The sequence below is a fragment of the Pseudomonas sp. M5 genome (assembly GCF_016907075.1).
GTDB lineage: Bacteria > Pseudomonadota > Gammaproteobacteria > Pseudomonadales > Pseudomonadaceae > Aquipseudomonas > Aquipseudomonas putida_E.
The window spans coordinates 4,454,437-4,474,940 of sequence record NZ_JAFBBH010000001.1 but is presented as its reverse complement, the minus strand read 5'-3'; the positions used below and the strand labels follow the sequence as shown (position 1 = coordinate 4,474,940).

At 60.0% G+C, this 20,504-nt stretch carries 8 protein-coding genes, 2 tRNA genes and 3 rRNA genes; 1 reads left to right on the top strand and 12 read right to left on the bottom strand.

Annotated elements, in window-relative coordinates; genetic code table 11:
- Window positions 1-25: 25 nt before the first annotated feature.
- Together mmsB and JOE27_RS20315 are read right to left on the bottom strand one after the other, a co-directional pair.
- Window positions 26-913: a 3-hydroxyisobutyrate dehydrogenase gene (gene mmsB / locus JOE27_RS20320; protein WP_046784696.1), complete on the bottom strand. Its 888-nt coding sequence runs from the start codon at window positions 911-913 to the stop codon at window positions 26-28.
- Between the two features lie 10 nt (window positions 914-923).
- On the bottom strand, window positions 924-2,450 hold the full coding sequence (locus JOE27_RS20315; RefSeq protein ID WP_204919664.1) for a CoA-acylating methylmalonate-semialdehyde dehydrogenase: 1,527 nt from the start codon (window positions 2,448-2,450) through the stop codon (window positions 924-926).
- Between the two features lie 132 nt (window positions 2,451-2,582).
- Here JOE27_RS20315 and JOE27_RS20310 point away from each other — a divergent pair, with 132 nt between their 5' ends.
- Window positions 2,583-3,533 (top strand): LysR family transcriptional regulator, encoded by a 951-nt coding sequence (locus tag JOE27_RS20310; protein WP_204919662.1) that lies wholly within the window; start codon window positions 2,583-2,585, stop codon window positions 3,531-3,533.
- Between the two features lie 221 nt (window positions 3,534-3,754).
- Here JOE27_RS20310 and recD read toward each other — a convergent pair whose 3' ends face one another.
- The 10 genes from recD to msrP form a co-directional block, all read right to left on the bottom strand.
- Entirely contained in the window at window positions 3,755-5,830 is a 2,076-nt protein-coding gene (recD, locus tag JOE27_RS20305) for an exodeoxyribonuclease V subunit alpha (RefSeq protein ID WP_204919660.1), read from the bottom strand.
- Complete coding sequence (gene recB / locus JOE27_RS20300) at window positions 5,827-9,498, bottom strand: exodeoxyribonuclease V subunit beta (protein WP_204919657.1); 3,672 nt, start codon at window positions 9,496-9,498, stop codon at window positions 5,827-5,829. Before recB ends, recD begins: the two co-directional genes overlap by 4 nt.
- Entirely contained in the window at window positions 9,495-12,971 is a 3,477-nt protein-coding gene (gene recC, locus JOE27_RS20295) for an exodeoxyribonuclease V subunit gamma (protein ID WP_204919655.1), read from the bottom strand. Before recC ends, recB begins: the two co-directional genes overlap by 4 nt.
- A gap of 133 nt (window positions 12,972-13,104) precedes the next feature.
- Window positions 13,105-13,220 (bottom strand): 5S ribosomal RNA (gene rrf / locus JOE27_RS20290).
- A 131-nt stretch (window positions 13,221-13,351) separates the two neighbouring features.
- A 23S ribosomal RNA gene (locus JOE27_RS20285) occupies window positions 13,352-16,243 on the bottom strand.
- 236 nt (window positions 16,244-16,479) lie between these two features.
- Window positions 16,480-16,555 (bottom strand) — tRNA-Ala (locus JOE27_RS20280).
- Window positions 16,556-16,579: 24 nt separating this feature from the next.
- A tRNA-Ile gene (locus JOE27_RS20275) sits at window positions 16,580-16,656 on the bottom strand.
- Between the two features lie 86 nt (window positions 16,657-16,742).
- Window positions 16,743-18,279 (bottom strand): 16S ribosomal RNA (locus tag JOE27_RS20270).
- Together the 16S, 23S and 5S rRNA genes with 2 tRNA genes alongside form the textbook arrangement of a ribosomal RNA operon.
- Window positions 18,280-18,839: 560 nt before the next feature.
- The gene (gene msrQ, locus JOE27_RS20265; protein WP_174142441.1) at window positions 18,840-19,454 is read right to left on the bottom strand and encodes a protein-methionine-sulfoxide reductase heme-binding subunit MsrQ; all 615 of its coding nucleotides are present in this window, start codon (window positions 19,452-19,454) and stop codon (window positions 18,840-18,842) included.
- Entirely contained in the window at window positions 19,454-20,467 is a 1,014-nt protein-coding gene (msrP, locus tag JOE27_RS20260) for a protein-methionine-sulfoxide reductase catalytic subunit MsrP (protein WP_204919653.1), read from the bottom strand. Before msrP ends, msrQ begins: the two co-directional genes overlap by 1 nt.
- Window positions 20,468-20,504 lie beyond the last annotated feature (37 nt).

Below are 20,504 nucleotides of genomic sequence, written 5' to 3'. Positions count from 1 at the left end.
CCCGCGATGAAGTCCACCTCGCTCGTCAATTCTTCTTGCGGTACCCCTCGACAATCGCCGAGAAATCTTTGCCACCCTCACCCCGCAGGCTCATTGCCTGATAGAGCTGCTGGGCCACAGCACCGAGAATCACTGGCTGATGCGCCTGGCGCGCAGCCTCGGTAGCCAGCCCCAGGTCCTTGAGCATCAACTCGGCGCCAAACCCGCCGGTATAGCCGCGTGATGCCGGGGCGGTTTCGATGATGCCCGGCCACGGGTTGTAGGTGTCGGAACTCCAGCAACGCCCTGTCGAGCTGTTGATGATGCCCGCCAGCACCTTGGTATCGATGCCCAGCGCATTGCCTAGCGCCATGGCCTCGGACACGCCGATCATCGAGATGCCCAGCAGCAGGTTGTTGCAGATCTTGGCGATCTGCCCGGTGCCGACCTCGCCACAGTGCACGATGTTGCGGCCCATCTGTTCCAGCACCGGCTTGAGCGTGGCGAACAGTTCAGTGCTGGCGCCGACCATGAAGGTCAGTGTGCCGGCCGCCGCGCCGCCGGTGCCGCCGGAAACCGGCGCATCGCCCATGTCCACGCCTTTGGCCGCAGCGGCCTTGGACACCTCGCGCGCAGTCTGCGGATCGATGGTGCTGCAGTCCACGGTCGGTGTGCCCGGGCGCACGCCCGCCAGCACGCCGTCGTCGTTCAGGTAGACACTGCGCACATGGGCTGCGGCCGGCAGCATGGTGATCACCAGTTCGCTGTTGGCTGCCGCTTCCTTGGGCGAGGCGCTGACCTGCCCGCCCAGTTCGGCGAGCTCGGCCAGTACGGTCTTGTTCAGGTCGAACAGGTTCAGCTGGTGCCCGGCCTTGATCAGGTTGCGGGCCATGGGGGCGCCCATGTTGCCCAGGCCGATGAATGCGATACGCATGGCGATCTCCTTAGCGCAGGCTGATGGTGGTGTTCACACCGTCATTGACGCTGTCGTCATCGAACCAGCGGGCGGTAACGGTCTTGGTCTGAGTGTAGAACTGCACCACCTGCTTGCCGTACGGGCCAAGGTCACCGAGCTTGGAGCCACGCGAACCGGTGAAGCTGAAGAACGGCACCGGTACCGGGATCGGGATATTGATGCCGACCTGACCGATGTCGATTTCGCTCTGGAACTTGCGCGCCGCCGCGCCGCTCTGGGTGAACAGGCCGGTGCCGTTGCCGAACGGGTTGGCATTGACCAGGGCGATGGCCTCGTCGAGGGTGTCGACTTCCAGGGTCACCAGTACCGGGCCGAAAATTTCCTGGGTGTAAACCTGCATGTCGGTCTTCACCCCGGAGAACAGCGTCGGGCCGACAAAGTTGCCTTGCTCGTAGCCCGGCACCTTCACGTCGCGGCCGTCGAGTTCGAGCTTGGCGCCCTCCTTGATACCGCTTTCGATCAGGCCCAGCACGCGCTCCTTGGCGCGCTTGGAGACCACCGGGCCGACATCGGTGCCCGGCTCACTACCGGCGTTGACCTTGAGCTTGCTGGCCGCTTCCTTGATGTCCGGCAGCCATTCACGCGCCTTGCCCACCAGCACCGCCACCGAGGTGGCCATGCAGCGCTGACCCGCGGCGCCGAAGGCGGCACCGACCAGGGCGTTGATGGTTTGGGTGCGGTTGGCATCGGGCAGGACCACGGCGTGGTTCTTCGCGCCCATCATCGACTGCACGCGCTTGCCGTGCTGGCTGCCCAGGTTATACACATGTGTGCCGACTTCGGTGGAACCGACGAAGGAAATCGCCTTGATGTCCTTATGGGTGCAGATCGCATCCACTACCTGCTTGCCGCCGTGCACCACGTTCAGCACGCCGGCCGGCACGCCGGCTTCCAGCGCCAGCTCGACCAGCATCATGGTCGACAGCGGGTCCTGCTCGGACGGCTTGAGCACGAAGGTGTTACCGCAGACGATCGCCATCGGGAACATCCACAAAGGGATCATCGCCGGGAAGTTGAACGGGGTGATGCCGGCGCACACGCCGATGGGTTGGCGCAGAGTGTAGGTGTCGACACCGCCGGCGACGTTTTCGGCGAACTCGCCCATCTGCAGGGTACCGATGGAGGCGGCGTGCTCAACCACTTCCAGGCCGCGGAAAATATCACCTTCGGCATCGGCAATGGTCTTGCCCTGCTCGGCGCTCAGGGTCTGGGCGATGCGCTTGCTGTGTTCGCGGATCAACGCCTGCAGCTTGAGCATGATGCGCATGCGTGCGCCGATCGGGGTGTCGCGCCAGGTCTTGAAGGCGCGCTCGGCAGCAGCCACGGCGGCATCCACTTCTTCGGCGGTGGCGAACGGCACTCGCGCCAGCACCTGCTGGGTGGCCGGGTTGACGATGTCGCGCCATTCGGTGGTTTTCGACTCGACCCACTGGCCGTCGATCAGCAGCTTGACCTGTTCGACCTTGGTCTGGTCGGGGGATTGGGGTGCGTTCATCTGCGTTCTCCTTGGAATTATTGTCAGGACGAGATCGCCAGCGCCGTGCAAACGCGAGGTGGCGTCATGGGGCTTTTTTCGAGTATAGATGTGCAAACATCCAACAAGAACGCACAAAAAAACCGGATCAACATGCAAAAAGATCTCACCTCCCTGAGCGCGCTCAACTGGGACGACCTGAAGTTTTTCCTCGAAGTGGCCCGCACCCGCAAGGCTAGCAGCGCCGCCAAACGCCTAAGCGTGGACTACACCACGGTGTCGCGGCGCATCAGCTCGCTGGAGGGGGCGCTGGGCACGTTGCTGTTCGAAAAGTCGCGGACCAACGGCTTTGTCCTGACCGCCGAGGGGCAGCGCTTGCTGGGCTACGCGGAGTCGATCGAAAGCACGCTGCACATGGCCTGCGAACAGGTGTCCGGTTCAGGTGTGGCGTTGTCGGGCCATGTGCGCATGGGCTGTACCGAAGGCTTCGGCAGCTTTTTCGTTACCCCGCAGCTGAGCCATTTCGTCGATGCCTACCCGGCGATATCGGTGGATATCCTGCCGCTGCCGCACTTCATAAGCCTCTCCAAACGTGAGGCGGACATCGTCATCGCCCTGGAGCGGCCCGAGCATGGGCCTTATGTGTGCTGCAAGCTGTGCGACTATCGGCTGCGGCTGTATGCGACCCAGGATTACCTGGACGACCATGCGCCGATCAACCAGGTCAGCGACCTGGTTGGCCATCCGTTCATCAGCTATGTGGATGACCTGGCGTTCAGCTCAGAGCTGCTGTACCTGGCCAACCTGATTCCCAACGCCAGCGCGCACCTTCGCAGTACCAGCGTGATTGCACAGTACACGGCGGCGTTGCAGGGGCGAGGGTTGGCGATCTTGCCGTGTTTCCTGGCGGCGCAGGATGCGCGATTGGTCACGGTGCTGCCTGAGCAGATCGAGGTGACGCGGCAATTCTGGATGTATTGCCGGGAGGATCTGCGCAAGTTGAAGCGCATTACCTTGCTGTGGGAGTACATTCGTGGGGTGACGGAGGCGAATGCGCCGTTGTTGATGGGGCAAACGCGTGAGATGCGTTTCGCTCAGGAGTGATGGGGCTGCTGTGCAGCCCATCGCCGGCAAGCCGGCCCCACGTTTTCCACTGCCTTCGATGTAGTTGTGGAAGCACACCTTGGCCACACTTTGCGCCCGCTGCTCTGAGGTTCTGGCAGTCAGCTCAAAGGCCTCGTTGGCCGCGGCTCAACGATAGCGCAACGCCATCATTACGATGCGAGCGCCCTTTCGCGGCACACGGCAGTTCCTACAGCAGTGCATCACACCTGTTCGAGCATCAGCCCGGAAATACGCCGTACCTTGCGTGCCACCGCTTCTTCGAAGATGCCCTGGCGTGGCTCGACCAGGCTGAAGCAATGCTTGGCCCGGGTTATACCGGTGTATACCAGCTCCTTGGTCAGCACGGGGTTGAGCGCATCGGGCAGTACCAGCGCGGTGTGGCTGAACTCAGAGCCCTGGGACTTGTGAACGGTCATGGCGAACACCGTTTCCACCTCGTTGAGCCGGCTGGGCAGCACGAAACGTACCCCGCCACTGCCGTCGTTGCGTGGGAAGGCCACGCGCAGCAAAGGCTCGCCCTGCTCGTCCGGCAAGCGCAGGGCGATGCCGATGTCACCGTTCATCAGGCCCAGGCCGTAGTCGTTGCGCGTCACCAGTACCGGGCGCCCTTCGTACCAAGGCTGCTGGCTGTCGATCAGCCCGGCGCTGTGCAGCACCCGCGCCACCCGCTCGTTAAGGCCTTCAACCCCCCAGGCACCCTTGCGCACCGCGCACAACAACTGGAAGTCCTCAAAGCTGCGCAGCACCTTGCCAGCCCACTGCTCCCAGTGCGGGTCGTCGAAAGCACTACCAGGCGCTGGACGATGGCGGCCAATGGTACGCAGATAGCTACGATAGCCTTGCGGTCCCTCAGCGCCGCGGTTCAGACCGTCCAGTATCAGCCGATCAAAGGCGCGGTCGTGCTCGCCGCGCAGGGCCAGGCCGAATACATCGGCCGGGGGCATGGTCAACAGGTCGCGGGCCGCCTGGGCTTGCTGGCGGTTGACCAGGCGCGCCAGCTGGCCGATGCCGCTGCCTTCGCCAAAGCGCCGGGAAAAACGCAGCATCACCACCTGCTGGGCCAATGGGTTGCGTTGCGCGTCGCCGGCCTTCAGGCCACTGTCGGCCAGCGACTGACCGCCAATCTGCTCCAGCCATGCCTGGGTAGCGGATGAGTAGCAGCCCTCTTCGGCATCCCGGCACAGGTCGCCGAGCACCGCGCCCGCCTCGACCGAGGCCAGCTGGTCCTTGTCCCCCAACAGGATCAACCGGGCTTTGGGTGGCAAGGCATTGAGCAGGTTGGCCATCATTTCGAGGTCGATCATCGACGCTTCATCCACCACCAGCACATCCAGCGGCAGCGGGTTGCCTGCATGGTGGCGGAAGTGCCGCGACCCCGGACGGCTGCCGAGCAGCCGGTGCACGGTGCTGACATCGGTAGGAATCTGCCCGCGGACATCGGCACTCACCTGCAAGCGCTCGACCTGCTGACCAATGGATTCGGTCAGGCGTGCTGCAGCCTTGCCGGTGGGCGCTGCGAGGCGAATGCGCAGAGGCCTGCCCTGCTCGACTGCAGGTGCCTGCAGCAAGGCCAGCAGGCGCACTACCGTGGTGGTCTTGCCGGTGCCCGGCCCCCCGGTGATGATGCTGAAGCCGGCGCGGGTGGCCAGGGCACAGGCCAGTTTCTGCCAATCCACCTGGCCTGCCAGAGCGCCTTCGTCGAACAACTGCGCAAGGCGTGCAGGCAGGTCGGCGGGCGTGGCCTCGTCCTGGCTCAGGCGCTGGCGCAGGGTTTCGTCTATCTGCCGCTCATAACTCCAGTAGCGGCGCAGGTAGAGGCGCTCGCCGCTGATCACCAATGGCCGGGCGTTATGACCAGGGGTATTGCCAGTTGCAACCAGGGGGCTGGCGGCAATGCGCTCGCGCCAGGTGTGCAGGTCGAGGTTGGCGAGCAATTGCGACGGTAGCAGCAACGGGCCTGCCAAAGCATCGCCCTCCGGCGGCAGCGACAGGGCGAAATCCGGCTCGGCAAGGGTTTGCTGCAGGTCCAGGCAGACATGCCCGTGGCCCAGTTGATGGCTGGCCAACGCAGCGGCCAGCAGCAACAGCGGATCGCTGCCGGGTGCGCGCTCTTCCAGGAAGGACACGAAAGCCCGGTCCAAAGCCCGCAACCAGCCGCGCTCAACCCAGCGGTCGAGCAGTTGCAGCAGGTCTGCGCTGTTACGTTGTGGCGCCAGCGTCAGCAGGTGCTCTGCGTTCAATGGGGTAGGCAAGAGGTCATCAAGGGTGCGGCTCATGGCGCAGCTCCGGCGAACAGGTCCTGTTGTTGAGGCGCGTGAACGCCACGGAACAGCGCATCGAGCGCCTCGATCAACTCACGTGGCGGCTTGACGAAGTACACGCCGTGGCCGCTGCTGCTGGCCCCGCGCAAGAAGATGAACAGCGCACCGCCCACATGCCGGTCGTAATCGTAATCGGGCAGCCGTGCACGCAGCTGGCGATGCAGGGCCAGCAGATAAAGCACGTATTGCAAGTCGTAGCGGTGCTCCAGGATCGCCTTTTCCATGGCCAGGGTGTCATAGGCCTGGATATCCGGGCCAAGCCAGTTGGACTTGTAATCGGCCACGTAGTAGCGGCCATCGAGCTCGAACGCCAGGTCGATAAAGCCTTTGAACATGCCGTTGAGCAGTGTCGGCTGAGCAGCGGGGCGCGCTGCGCCTGGATGGGTGTGGCGGGCGACCAACCGGTCCAGTTGCTCTGCATCGACCTGATGACTGGCGAACCAGAATTCCATTTCTATCTGATAGTGCTGCAACTGCGCCAACGTCAGGCTCATGTCACGGGCCGGCAGTGGCTCGTTCAGCAGTTGCTGCAACCATTGGCTGAGCGTCGGGATCCAGCCGGTCCAGTCGCGCCGGTTGCAGCGCTGGCCGACGGTGCGCTCGATCAGTTTGGGGTTGGCAGCGACCTCGGCGAAGCCTTCGCGCCCGGCCCACTCAAGCAAACCATGGAGGAAGGTGCCGGGGTTCGGCCCGCGCGGGAAGCGGTGAATGTCGCCGCTGTCGGCGGGCACCTCACGGGGCAGTTGAGCATCGATCCCCTCATCGTCGAGCAACTGCTGGGCCCGGGAACTGTCGCCCCCCAGTGTCTGTTCACCCACCCGCAAGGCGCTGTACGACGCGATCCACCAATGCTCCACCGCTGCGCGACGAGGCTTGCGTGCAGGCAGCAGCTCGCGCTCGGCATGGGGCGATCGGTAGCGCTCTTCGTCTGCCTCCGGCAGGCCGGGGCAGGCAATGTGCGGGCAGCCTGCCTGCAAGCTCTGCAGCCAGTCCGCCAGTTGTTCCGAGCCCTGCAGTGGCACTCCGCCGCCAAGCAGATAGCCGAGCGCGGAACGGTGCAGCTGCGAGCTTTTCTGGTTACCGCGCTTGAGGTCGGCGACGCCCAGCCAGCATGCGTGCTGGGCACGTGTGAGGGCCACGTAGAGCAGGCGCAGGTCTTCAGCGAGACGTTCATCATCGGCCAGGGCAATCTGTGCCGGGTCGGGGGTCAGGGTCATCTGTGCATTGCCCTGGCTGTCGTGCCAGGCCAGCGGCAGGCGGCTACCGTCGACCGGTTTGCTGGTGCAGATGAACGGCAGGTAGACCAAGGGGTATTCCAGGCCCTTGGACTTGTGGATGGTCACGACCTTGACCAGTTGTTCATCACTCTCCAGGCGAAGGATCTGGTCCTCACCGGCCTGCCCGGCATTGGCCAGGTGCTCGGCCAGATGGCGGATCAGCGCTTGTTCGCCGTCCAGTTCGCCCGCCGCTTGCTGCAGCAGCTCGGCAAGGTGCAGCAGGTTGGTCAACACCCGCTCGCCATCGCTGCGGGCAATGAGCGTACGCGGCAACTGGAAGTCGTGCAGCAGGTGCCGCAACATCGGCAGTACGCCCTGGCGCTGCCAAGTGTCGCGGTAGCGGCGAAAACGCATTACCCAGTCTTCCCAGACCCGCTCGTCCTGGTTCAGCTGGTCCAGTTCGGCCAGCGACAGGTCCAGGGTCAGGCTGGCCAAGGCGGCCTTGAGCAGGCGCTCGGAGTCCGGCTCGGCGCAGGCCTTGAGCCAGGCCAGCAAGTCATGCGCCTCCTGGGCGGCGAAAACCGAGTCCTTGTCGGACAGGTACACGCTGCGAACGTCACGGGCGGCAAGCTCGGCTCGCACCAGCTGCGCTTCATGGCCGTCGCGTACAAGGATGGCGATGTCAGAGGGCAGGCACGGGCGCAGCTCACCGTCAGCCTTGCTGAAACCGCTCTGGCCGCGCTGGGCACCGTTGAGCAGGGCGACGATGTGGCTGGCGCAACTGGCCGCCAGTTGCTGCCGGTACAGTGTGCTGGAGACGGGGTCGTCGCTTTCCAGTTGCCAGCACTGCAGGGCCGCGATGGCTTGGCCGTCGATCAGCAGGCGTTCGCTGCGCCCCTTGGCGCGCACCTCGATGAACGGCAACGGGTTGTCATCGTCTTCTCGGAACAGGAAGGCGCCCCGCCCTTGCTCACGGGCTTCAGCCTGCAGGAACACCCGGTTGACAGCGGCCACCATGGCCTCGCTGGAACGGTAGTTGGTGTCCAGGCTGTGCAGCCGCCCGGCGGTGGCGCGCCGCGCGGACAGGTAGGTGTAAATGTCGGCGCCCCGGAAGGCATAGATGGCCTGCTTGGGGTCGCCGATCATGAACAGGCCGGTTTCCTCACGATTTTCGCTGATGCGGTAGATGCGCTCGAAGATGCCGTATTGAACCGGGTCGGTATCCTGGAATTCGTCGATCAGGGCTACCGGGAACTGTTCGCGAATCAGGCCTGCCAATCTCTCGCCGGCTTCACTGGCCAACGCATGTTGCAGGCGCAGCAGCATGTCATCGAAGCCCATTTCGGCGCGGCGGCGCTTTTCCACCTCGAAGCGCGCCGAAACCCAGACAGCGGCGTGTTCGAGCAGGCGTGCATCGGGGCTTGCCAGAGCCTGCAGCTGTTGTGGCAGGTCTTGCATGGCGTGCAGCGCTGGGTGATCTGGAGGCTCACCGACCTTCCAGGCTTCGGCCATGCCTGCTGGAGTCAGGCGCGTAAAGCCAGTCCCAAGGTCAAGTTCCACTATCTGCTCATCAGCAGCCCAGGCGCGTAACTTGTCGAACCAGGGTTCGAAGAAGCGCGCCTGCAGCTTGCGGCCATCGGCCTGCTTGGCGGCGACGGCGTCCCGGCAGATCTGTTGCAACTGCTCGACCCATTGCGCCCATGGGGCTTTAAGCTGGTGCAACTGATCGGCGCGCTGCAGCAGCGCTGCATCAATCAGCGCTTGCGGTTCTTGCTCATCCTGCTGCGCACGCACGCGACCAAACAGGGGGCGGATCCTGGGCAACAATGCATCGGGGCTGCCCCAATGGCTACGCACCCAGCCCAGGGCCTCGCCGTGCATGCCGTAGCAGAACCGCCGCCAGTAGTCGCGCATGACCTGGCCAAGCAGGTCGCTGTGGTCGGTTTCCAGGCTCTGGGTGAACAGGCTGCCGCTGTCGAAGGCATGCTCGCGAAGCATGCGCTGGCACCAGCCATGAATGGTCGAGACTGCCGCTTCGTCCATCCACTGTACGGCGATCTCCAGGCGGTTGGCGCAGCGCGGCCAGTGCTCGGGTGGGTAATCGTCACGTAGCTGGTGCAGCAGCGGGTCGGCTTCCTGTAACTCGCCGCGAAAGAAGCGTGCAGCTTCGGCCAGGCGCGCGCGAATACGCTCGCGCAGTTCCTTGGTGGCGGCATCGGTGAAGGTCACCACGAGGATCTGCGGTGGCAGCAACTCGCGGCCAAAAGCGCACTCGCCGCCATGGCCGAGGATCAGCCGCAGATAAAGCGCCGAAATCGTGAACGTCTTGCCGGTACCGGCACTGGCTTCGATCAGTTGGCTGCCATGCAGGGGGAAACTCAGTGCCAGGGGACGGACCTGGGTCATGCGCCACTCTCCGGGTTGCCCAGCGTCTGCCAGGCTGCGCTGAATAACGGGCGGTACAGGGTTTCGCACCAGCCTTCAAAAGTTTCGTCGGCACTGAGTGCGGCGAAGTCACGGAACTGTCGGGCCAGGGCCAGGCTTTCGCTGCGCTCACCGAAACTGGTGCGGCCATCACCTTCGTAAGCACGGGCAGCTGCGGCGAGGGCTTTGTCAGGATCGTCCTGGGCCAGCCAGGCGAACGCTGTCTTGGCGGCGACCGGCAGCGGCGCATTCATTGCGGCCTGGCGTGACACCAGCAGATGGCCGAGCTGCTCGGCAGCTTCGTGTTGTGGCAGTGGCGCGAGCAGCAGGGTGATGTCGCTGGCCAACAGGGCGCTATGCAGCGGATAGCCTTCGGCGCACGCCGCCAGGTGCATGACCCAACTGGCGATCAGCCGGTGCCACTTGAGGCTGTGACGCCCGGCGCTGATGGTGTTGGGCACCGTGGTGATGCTCAACAGGCTTTGGTCATCGGCCTGATACACCCGGCCAAGCCAACCCTCCAGGCGATGGCTGCCATGCTCGAAATGGATCGGCAGTGCGCCCTCGACCACGTTGGGCCAGCGCTGCAACAATTGGCGATGGCGTTGCAGCAGATCGGGCAGCGGCTGGATCAGCTCTGCCTGCAGAAGCTCGCCGAACCCGGCCAACGGCAGCATGCCGCACGCCTGCAGCCGGCGCGCCTGGGCTTGCAGCGCCTGCTCGGCGTTTTCCGGCTCGGCCAGCGCCGCGCCGAGCAGGCCTTCACTGGCGCTATAGCGCTGCAAGGCATCGAGGACAAACGGCTCCTCATCCGGCGTCGGCGCCTCCAGCGCCTCGAAGAACACTTTCAGGCGCTGGCTGAAGAAGTGACGCACCGGATGACGCAGAAAGTCCTGCAGTTGCGTAAGGGTCAGGGCTTCATCGCTGCTGTAAGCCGGCAGGCCAACATCCGCCTGTTTAGACTCATCGCAGACTTGGTGCAGCAGCTGCCATTCATGGGCATAACTGAACAACGCGCTGCCTTTCTGGAAATAACGCGGGCTGAAGGGCTGCAGCGGGTGCTCTTGAGTCAACGCATGCAACAACTGCTCGCCCGCTTGCTGGCTGCCGCTGCCACCGGCCAGCCGCCAACCTGCCGCCAGGTGATCGCGCAGTTGGCCTATGAGCACGGATGCCGGGCGCTCGCTATTATCGCGGATGCTCCGGCCGACCCAGCTGATGTACAGCTGATCGCGCGCGGACAACAACGCTTCGAGCAGCAGGTAACGGTCATCCTCCCGACGCGAGCGGTCGCCGGGGCGGTAGTCACTGGCCATCAGGTCGAAGTCCAGCGGCTGCTGGGCGCGCGGGTAATCGCCATCGTTCATGCCAAGCAGGCAGACCACTCTAAACGGGATGGCACGCATCGGCATGAGGGTGCAGAAGTTTACCGAACCTGCAAGAAAACGCTGGGACAGCTTGCCCTGATCCAGGCCCGACAACCACGCCTCGCGTATGACCGTGAGGGGCAACAAGTCCTGCAAGCCTACGGTCTCGCACACCTGTAGCCAGCTATCGCGCAGCTCCTGCAGTTGCATGAGCAGGAATTCGTCGTGCTCGCCTTCTGCCAGGAAAAACACTTGCAACAGCGCGTTCAGTCGCTCGCCCCACTGGGCCGCAGTGGCTGGCTGAGAGAGGGCATGGTTGGCCACATCGAGGGCGTCGAGCAAGGCCACCAACGGGCCGATCAGCGCAGCATCCAAGCCGCCGATTTCGTCGTAAGGTTCGATACCGTCACAGCCCTCCCCCATACCGACGGCATAACCCAACAGCATACGCCGCAGGCCGAACCGCCAGCTGTTCTGCTCCAGCCCTTCGGGCAGGCCCAGGGACGCTCGCTGCTCGGCATTGAGCCCCCAACGGACACCGGCGCCCTCGATCCAGCGGTGCAGCGTGGGCAGGTCGCTTTCGCGGATCCCGAAACGCGTTCGTACAGCCGGTACGTCCAGCAGATCGAGCACTTCGCTGACGGCGAAACGGCTGTCTGGCAGCTTGAGCAGATGCTCCAGGGCAATCAACAATGGATCACGCCCGCGCTGGCCCTGATCGGTCAGGGTGAAGGGTATGTAACGCGGGTCGTTGCGCTGTAGCTGGCCGAAAACGGCACGGATATGCGGTGCATAGTTGTCGATTGCCGGGAGCATCACGATGACGTCACGTGGGCGCAGGGTGGGGTCGGCACTGAAGCGGGCCAACAATTGGTCGTGCAGGATCTCTACTTCGCGTTGTGGGCTGTGGGCGATGTGGAAGCGCACGGAGCGGTCTTGCGCCAGATCGACCTCAGGCCACAGCTCACGGGTTTCAGCAAGCGGGCGCAGTTCGAGGATATCGTCCTGCAGCTGCTTGAGCAGTGTTGCCGGCTCGCTTTCGCTGAAAAGGTCGATGCGTCCATCGCTGAATGCGCCCTGGTAGCTGCCTGGGTCATCATAACTGTCGAGCAGGTTGATGTAGTCGCGGCCCTGTTTGCCCCAGGCGGCAAGCAAGGGGTGGGCGTGCTGGTGCAAGGACTCGTCATCCAACTGCGCGGGCATGCCCTGCTTGCGCTGCTGGCGCTTGTACTGGTGGCGCAGCAGGTCCTTGTCGGCGACGATGTCCGCCCAGTGATGGCGACAAGGGTTGTGCACACACAGTAATACCTGGCTGAACCGCGCAAGACCTGCCAGTGCCTCCAACGCTTGGGCAGGCAGCGATGAGATACCGAATACGATTACCCGTGAAGGCAGACCCGCAGGGGGTTGCTCAAGGCTGTTGATCCGTTCGATGAATCGCTGGTGCACCCCTGCACGGCTCTGGGCCATGCCTTGTTCACCTACATCCTCGAGCAAGGCCCGCCACAGCTCGGCCTGCCAGCGGTTGCCAGGTGCCAGGGGTTTGCGTTCGCCACGGGCCGTATTGAGGACGTGCTGGCCGGCAGCCCAATCCTTGAGCCAGTCGGCACGATAGACCTGATACTGGTCGAACAGGTCAGCCAGGCGCTCTGCCAGCTGATAGCGTTTGCGTAGATCACCGTCGTCGGTGAGGAAGCGTCGCAACGGTTCGAAATGCGTGCGCTCGATCAGCGCTGGCAGCAAACGCATGAGTCGCCAGGTCAGCGGGGCCTTGTCGAGCAAGGAAACCTCTGGAATCTCGTCACGCCCGAGGACTTTTCTGTACAGCTGCCACATGAAGCTGCCCGGCAACTGCACTTCGATGGCAGCAGCGATCCCACAACCACCCTGGTCATCTTCGAGCGGGTCCTCGGCCAAGGCCAGCTTGAGCCACTGGGCGATGCCATTGCTTTGTACCAGGGCGATTTCGTTTTCCAGGGGGGCCAGCGGATAGCGCCGCATCCAGCTCACCACCAGGCTGCGCAAGTCGTCCAGGCGATTGCCGTGCACGATCATGAAGCCGGGATGGAGTGAAGTCGGGTTGGCCATTGATGGTTCTCTGGAAGGCAGTTCGGGCTGATGGGGAACGATATCACGGCTAGCCGCCGAGTCCGGGATCTGTAAAAGCCAGAAAAGACAAAACCCCTACCTGCTTACGCAGATAGGGGTTTTGCGAAATGAATCTTGACGATGACCTACTCTCACATGGGGAAACCCCACACTACCATCGGCGATGCATCGTTTCACTACTGAGTTCGGGATGGGATCAGGTGGTTCCAATGCTCTATGGTCGTCAAGAAATTCTGTAGCCAGAATGTCCAGATGGACAGCCCAGCGAATTCGGATATGCGATAGTTGTGATGTTGCGAACTTTCGGTTCTTTCGTCTTCACCACCACAATTTGCAGAAGCAAATTGCTTGGGTGTTATATGGTCAAGCCTCACGGGCAATTAGTATTGGTTAGCTCAACGCCTCACAGCGCTTACACACCCAACCTATCAACGTCGTAGTCTTCGACGGCCCTTTAGGGGATTCAAGATCCCAGTGAGATCTCATCTTGAGGCAAGTTTCCCGCTTAGATGCTTTCAGCGGTTATCTCTTCCGAACATAGCTACCCGGCAATGCCACTGGCGTGACAACCGGAACACCAGAGGTTCGTCCACTCCGGTCCTCTCGTACTAGGAGCAGCCCCTCTCAAATCTCAAACGTCCACGGCAGATAGGGACCGAACTGTCTCACGACGTTCTAAACCCAGCTCGCGTACCACTTTAAATGGCGAACAGCCATACCCTTGGGACCGGCTTCAGCCCCAGGATGTGATGAGCCGACATCGAGGTGCCAAACACCGCCGTCGATATGAACTCTTGGGCGGTATCAGCCTGTTATCCCCGGAGTACCTTTTATCCGTTGAGCGATGGCCCTTCCATACAGAACCACCGGATCACTAAGACCTACTTTCGTACCTGCTCGACGTGTTTGTCTCGCAGTCAAGCGCGCTTTTGCCTTTATACTCTACGACCGATTTCCGACCGGTCTGAGCGCACCTTCGTACTCCTCCGTTACTCTTTGGGAGGAGACCGCCCCAGTCAAACTACCCACCATACACTGTCCTCGATCCGGATAACGGACCTGAGTTAGAACCTCAAAGTTGCCAGGGTGGTATTTCAAGGATGGCTCCATGAGAACTGGCGTCCCCACTTCAAAGCCTCCCACCTATCCTACACAAGCAAATTCAAAGTCCAGTGCAAAGCTATAGTAAAGGTTCACGGGGTCTTTCCGTCTAGCCGCGGATACACTGCATCTTCACAGCGATTTCAATTTCACTGAGTCTCGGGTGGAGACAGCGCCGCCATCGTTACGCCATTCGTGCAGGTCGGAACTTACCCGACAAGGAATTTCGCTACCTTAGGACCGTTATAGTTACGGCCGCCGTTTACCGGGGCTTCGATCAAGAGCTTCGCTTGCGCTAACCCCATCAATTAACCTTCCGGCACCGGGCAGGCGTCACACCCTATACGTCCACTTTCGTGTTTGCAGAGTGCTGTGTTTTTAATAAACAGTCGCAGCGGCCTGGTATCTTCGACCGGCATGAGCTTACGGAGCAAGTCCTTCACCCTCACCGGCGCACCTTCTCCCGAAGTTACGGTGCCATTTTGCCTAGTTCCTTCACCCGAGTTCTCTCAAGCGCCTTGGTATTCTCTACCTAACCACCTGTGTCGGTTTGGGGTACGGTTCCCAGTTATCTGAAGCTTAGGAGCTTTTCTTGGAAGCATGGCATCAACCACTTCGTCGCCTAAAGGCAACTCGTCATCAGCTCTCGGCCTTGAGATCCCGGATTTGCCTAAGATCTCAGCCTACCACCTTAAACTTGGACAACCAACGCCAAGCTGGCCTAGCCTTCTCCGTCCCTCCATCGCAATAACTGGAAGTACAGGAATATTAACCTGTTTTCCATCGACTACGCTTTTCAGCCTCGCCTTAGGGACCGACTAACCCTGCGTCGATTAACGTTGCGCAGGAAACCTTGGTCTTTCGGCGTGCGAGTTTTTCACTCGCATTGTCGTTACTCATGTCAGCATTCGCACTTCTGATACCTCCAGCAAGCTTCTCAACTCACCTTCACAGGCTTACAGAACGCTCCTCTACCGCATCACCAAAGGTGATACCCGTAGCTTCGGTGCATGGTTTGAGCCCCGTTACATCTTCCGCGCAGGCCGACTCGACTAGTGAGCTATTACGCTTTCTTTAAAGGGTGGCTGCTTCTAAGCCAACCTCCTAGCTGTCTAAGCCTTCCCACATCGTTTCCCACTTAACCATGACTTTGGGACCTTAGCTGACGGTCTGGGTTGTTTCCCTTTTCACGACGGACGTTAGCACCCGCCGTGTGTCTCCCATGCTCGGCACTTGTAGGTATTCGGAGTTTGCATCGGTTTGGTAAGTCGGGATGACCCCCTAGCCGAAACAGTGCTCTACCCCCTACAGTGATACATGAGGCGCTACCTAAATAGCTTTCGAGGAGAACCAGCTATCTCCGAGCTTGATTAGCCTTTCACTCCGATCCACAGGTCATCCGCTAACTTTTCAACGGTAGTCGGTTCGGTCCTCCAGTCAGTGTTACCTAACCTTCAACCTGCCCATGGATAGATCGCCCGGTTTCGGGTCTATACCCAGCGACTAAACGCCCTATTAAGACTCGCTTTCGCTACGCCTCCCCTATTCGGTTAAGCTCGCCACTGAATATAAGTCGCTGACCCATTATACAAAAGGTACGCAGTCACCTAACAAAGTAGGCTCCCACTGCTTGTACGCATACGGTTTCAGGATCTATTTCACTCCCCTCTCCGGGGTTCTTTTCGCCTTTCCCTCACGGTACTGGTTCACTATCGGTCAGTCAGTAGTATTTAGCCTTGGAGGATGGTCCCCCCATGTTCAGACAAAGTTTCTCGTGCTCCGTCCTACTCGATTTCATTGATAAGAGATTTTCGTGTACGGGGCTATCACCCACTATGGCCGCACTTTCCAGAGCGTTCCACTAATCTCAAATCAACTTAAGGGCTGGTCCCCGTTCGCTCGCCACTACTAAGGGAATCTCGGTTGATTTCTTTTCCTCAGGGTACTTAGATGTTTCAGTTCCCCTGGTTCGCCTCTTGCACCTATGTATTCAGTACAAGATACTCAGCTTATGCTGAGTGGGTTCCCCCATTCAGAGATCTCTGGATCACAGTCTGTTTGCCGACTCCCCAAAGCTTATCGCAGGCTACCACGTCTTTCATCGCCTCTGACTGCCAAGGCATCCACCGTATGCGCTTCTTCACTTGACCATATAACCCCAAGCAATCTGGTTATACTGTGAAGACGACATTCGCCGAAAATTCGCATGTTGCTCTTTCGAGCAGAACTCACAAATTTTACCTTAGCCTGATCCACCAGCAGTGAAACTGGTGTTCAGTCTATTTCTATCACATATCCGAATTTTTAAAGAACGATCTGACAAAAGCCAGAAATCAACATTCAAGCCGAATGTTCATTTCTAAGTTCTGACAAGTTACTGCAAAAGTGGTGGAGCCAAGCGGGATCGAACCGCTGACCTCCTGCGTGCAAGGCAGGCGCTCTCCCAGCTGAGCTATGGCCCCGTATTCTACGGCTGAACCATGTAATGGTAGGTCTGGGCAGATTTGAACTGCCGACCTCACCCTTATCAGGGGTGCGCTCTAACCAACTGAGCTACAGACCTATAACAGGGTCGCGTTACAGCATCGTCTTTATACAAAGAATCAAGCAATTCGTGTGGGAGCTCATCAGCAGGCTGATGTCGTCGATTAAGGAGGTGATCCAGCCGCAGGTTCCCCTACGGCTACCTTGTTACGACTTCACCCCAGTCATGAATCACACCGTGGTAACCGTCCTCCCGAAGGTTAGACTAGCTACTTCTGGTGCAACCCACTCCCATGGTGTGACGGGCGGTGTGTACAAGGCCCGGGAACGTATTCACCGCGACATTCTGATTCGCGATTACTAGCGATTCCGACTTCACGCAGTCGAGTTGCAGACTGCGATCCGGACTACGATCGGTTTTGTGAGATTAGCTCCACCTCGCGGCTTGGCAACCCTCTGTACCGACCATTGTAGCACGTGTGTAGCCCAGGCCGTAAGGGCCATGATGACTTGACGTCATCCCCACCTTCCTCCGGTTTGTCACCGGCAGTCTCCTTAGAGTGCCCACCATAACGTGCTGGTAACTAAGGACAAGGGTTGCGCTCGTTACGGGACTTAACCCAACATCTCACGACACGAGCTGACGACAGCCATGCAGCACCTGTGTCAGAGTTCCCGAAGGCACCAATCCATCTCTGGAAAGTTCTCTGCATGTCAAGGCCTGGTAAGGTTCTTCGCGTTGCTTCGAATTAAACCACATGCTCCACCGCTTGTGCGGGCCCCCGTCAATTCATTTGAGTTTTAACCTTGCGGCCGTACTCCCCAGGCGGTCAACTTAATGCGTTAGCTGCGCCACTAAAATCTCAAGGATTCCAACGGCTAGTTGACATCGTTTACGGCGTGGACTACCAGGGTATCTAATCCTGTTTGCTCCCCACGCTTTCGCACCTCAGTGTCAGTATCAGTCCAGGTGGTCGCCTTCGCCACTGGTGTTCCTTCCTATATCTACGCATTTCACCGCTACACAGGAAATTCCACCACCCTCTACCGTACTCTAGCTTGCCAGTTTTGGATGCAGTTCCCAGGTTGAGCCCGGGGCTTTCACATCCAACTTAACAAACCACCTACGCGCGCTTTACGCCCAGTAATTCCGATTAACGCTTGCACCCTCTGTATTACCGCGGCTGCTGGCACAGAGTTAGCCGGTGCTTATTCTGTCGGTAACGTCAAAACACTAACGTATTAGGTTAATGCCCTTCCTCCCAACTTAAAGTGCTTTACAATCCGAAGACCTTCTTCACACACGCGGCATGGCTGGATCAGGCTTTCGCCCATTGTCCAATATTCCCCACTGCTGCCTCCCGTAGGAGTCTGGACCGTGTCTCAGTTCCAGTGTGACTGATCATCCTCTCAGACCAGTTACGGATCGTCGCCTTGGTGAGCCATTACCCCACCAACTAGCTAATCCGACCTAGGCTCATCTGATAGCGCAAGGCCCGAAGGTCCCCTGCTTTCTCCCGTAGGACGTATGCGGTATTAGCGTTCCTTTCGAAACGTTGTCCCCCACTACCAGGCAGATTCCTAGGCATTACTCACCCGTCCGCCGCTGAATCAAGGAGCAAGCTCCCATCATCCGCTCGACTTGCATGTGTTAGGCCTGCCGCCAGCGTTCAATCTGAGCCATGATCAAACTCTTCAGTTCAATACTGCTTGGGTTTTTAAGAAACCCTAAACTTGGCTCAGCAATCTCAAATGACTATGTGATTTCTCGCATGGTCACTTGTGATGCTGATAATCTTTCTGACTATCAGTCCGTACTCACAAGCACCCACACGAATTGCTTGATTCGATTTGTTAAAGAGCGTTTGGTTAAGAGCTTTTCGTCTCAACCGAGGTGCGCATTCTACGCTTTCCTCAGAGGCTGTCAAGCGTTTATTTTGAAGTTTTTTGCGAGAAACTCGTTCAACTTCAAACACTTGGCTCGCTGCGATCTCTCGTAGCGGGAGGCGAATCATACAGCGTTTAGAAGCGCTGTCAACCACCATTTCACCGCTATCGATCAGACGACCGAAGCACCACCAGCACTACCTGGATTAAGCAACTCTTTGAATTTCAAGGAGTTTCTCGTTCCGACTACGCTGGAAGTGGGGCGCATTATAAGGAGATTCGAACGCCCGTCAAGGCTTAATTTCAAGAAATTGAAATATAGGCGGAAATGGCCCTATCAAGCACAGCAGGTGTTCGCCATTTTCCTTTTAGCGCCTAGGAAGCCACCCTTCCCCGACGCCCCATGATTCGAGGCACTCGCCGCGCCACCGCCGGCACCCGCAGCACCATCAACACGCCAGCAATGGCCGCGTAGATCGCCCACTCACGCAGATCGGAGCGCACAATCCACAGGAAGTGCAGCAGGCCCAAACCGAGAATCACATACACAAGCTTGTGCAGTTTCTTCCAGCGCGCGCCCAAGCGCCGCTGACTGTAACGATTGGAAGTCACCGCCAACGCCAGCAAGCAAAGAAAGCCGAGCGCCCCCACAATGATGTACGGCCGCTTGCGCAGCTCGACGGCAAACTGCCCCCAATCCAGCCCCAGGATAAAGAACAGGTAGCAAAGGAGGTGCAGCACGATATAGGCAAAACACCACAACCCCAGTTGCCGACGCACAACGATCCACCCCGACCAGCCTGTCAGCTTCTGCAGCGGCGTCATGCTCAGCGTGATCAAAAGGAAGATCAACGCCCCCAGCCCAAGCCGATCCATAAGGATCTTCCCCGGGTCCGGTCCGAGCAGGTTCATCGCCGCCTCATACAACCACCACAGCGGAAACAGACAACCCACTATAAAGATAGCCAGGCGCAGCCAGGGATAACGCATCAATAGTTCTTCCGCAGGTCGAGGCCAGCGTACAGCGACGCCACTTCATCGGCGTAGCCATTGAACATCTGTGTCTGTCGCACGTTGGGGCTGAACAGGCCACTGGGCAGGCGCCGTTCGCGCGCCTGGCTCCAGCGCGGGTGATCGACCTCGGGGTTCACGTTGGCATAGAAACCATATTCATCAGGCGCAAGACTCTCCCAGGTCGTGCGCGGCCGTTCGGCCACCAGGCTGATCCGCACGATCGACTTGATACTCTTGAACCCGTACTTCCACGGCACCACCAGGCGCAGCGGCGCACCGTTCTGGTTGGGCAACTCGCGCCCATACATGCCGACCGCCAGGATGGCCAGCGGGTTCATCGCCTCATCCAGGCGCAAGCCCTCTTCGTACGGCCAATCGATCAACGCGAAGCCCGAACGCTGACCCGGCATGTGCTGCGGATCCTGCAGGGTCTCGAACCGTACATAACGCGCTTTTGAGGTCGGTTCAACCTGCTTGAGCACTTGCGCCAGGGGAAAGCCCAACCAGGGGATGACCATTGACCAGGCCTCCACGCAGCGTAACCGATAGATACGCTCCTCAAGCGCGTAGGGTTTGACAAAGTCTTCCAGCGCATAACGCCCGGGCTTGCCAACCTCACCATCGACCACCACCGACCAGGGTTCGGTCTTCAGGCTCCCGCCATTGGCGGCGGGGTCGCCTTTATCAGGCCCGAACTCATAGAAGTTGTTGTAATGAGTGGCATCCTTGAAGGGCGTGATCGCCTCGTCTTTTACCGTCACCGCTTGCCAACGCGTGTCAGCCAGCTTGCTGGTGAACCAGGCCGGTGCGTTACCTGCCTCGACATCTGCGTAACGCGATGTTTGGGCCGTGCGCGCCGCAAAGGGCATCGCACCCAGCGCAACGCCGGCCATGGAGCCACCCAACAGGGTACGACGGGAAAGGTAGATGCTTTCGGGAGTGATCTCCGATGCCTTGCAATCGGAAGACCTGGGAAGCTTTATAAGCATGACGGCTCCACAGCACTGGTTAACGGATGTACCAGTA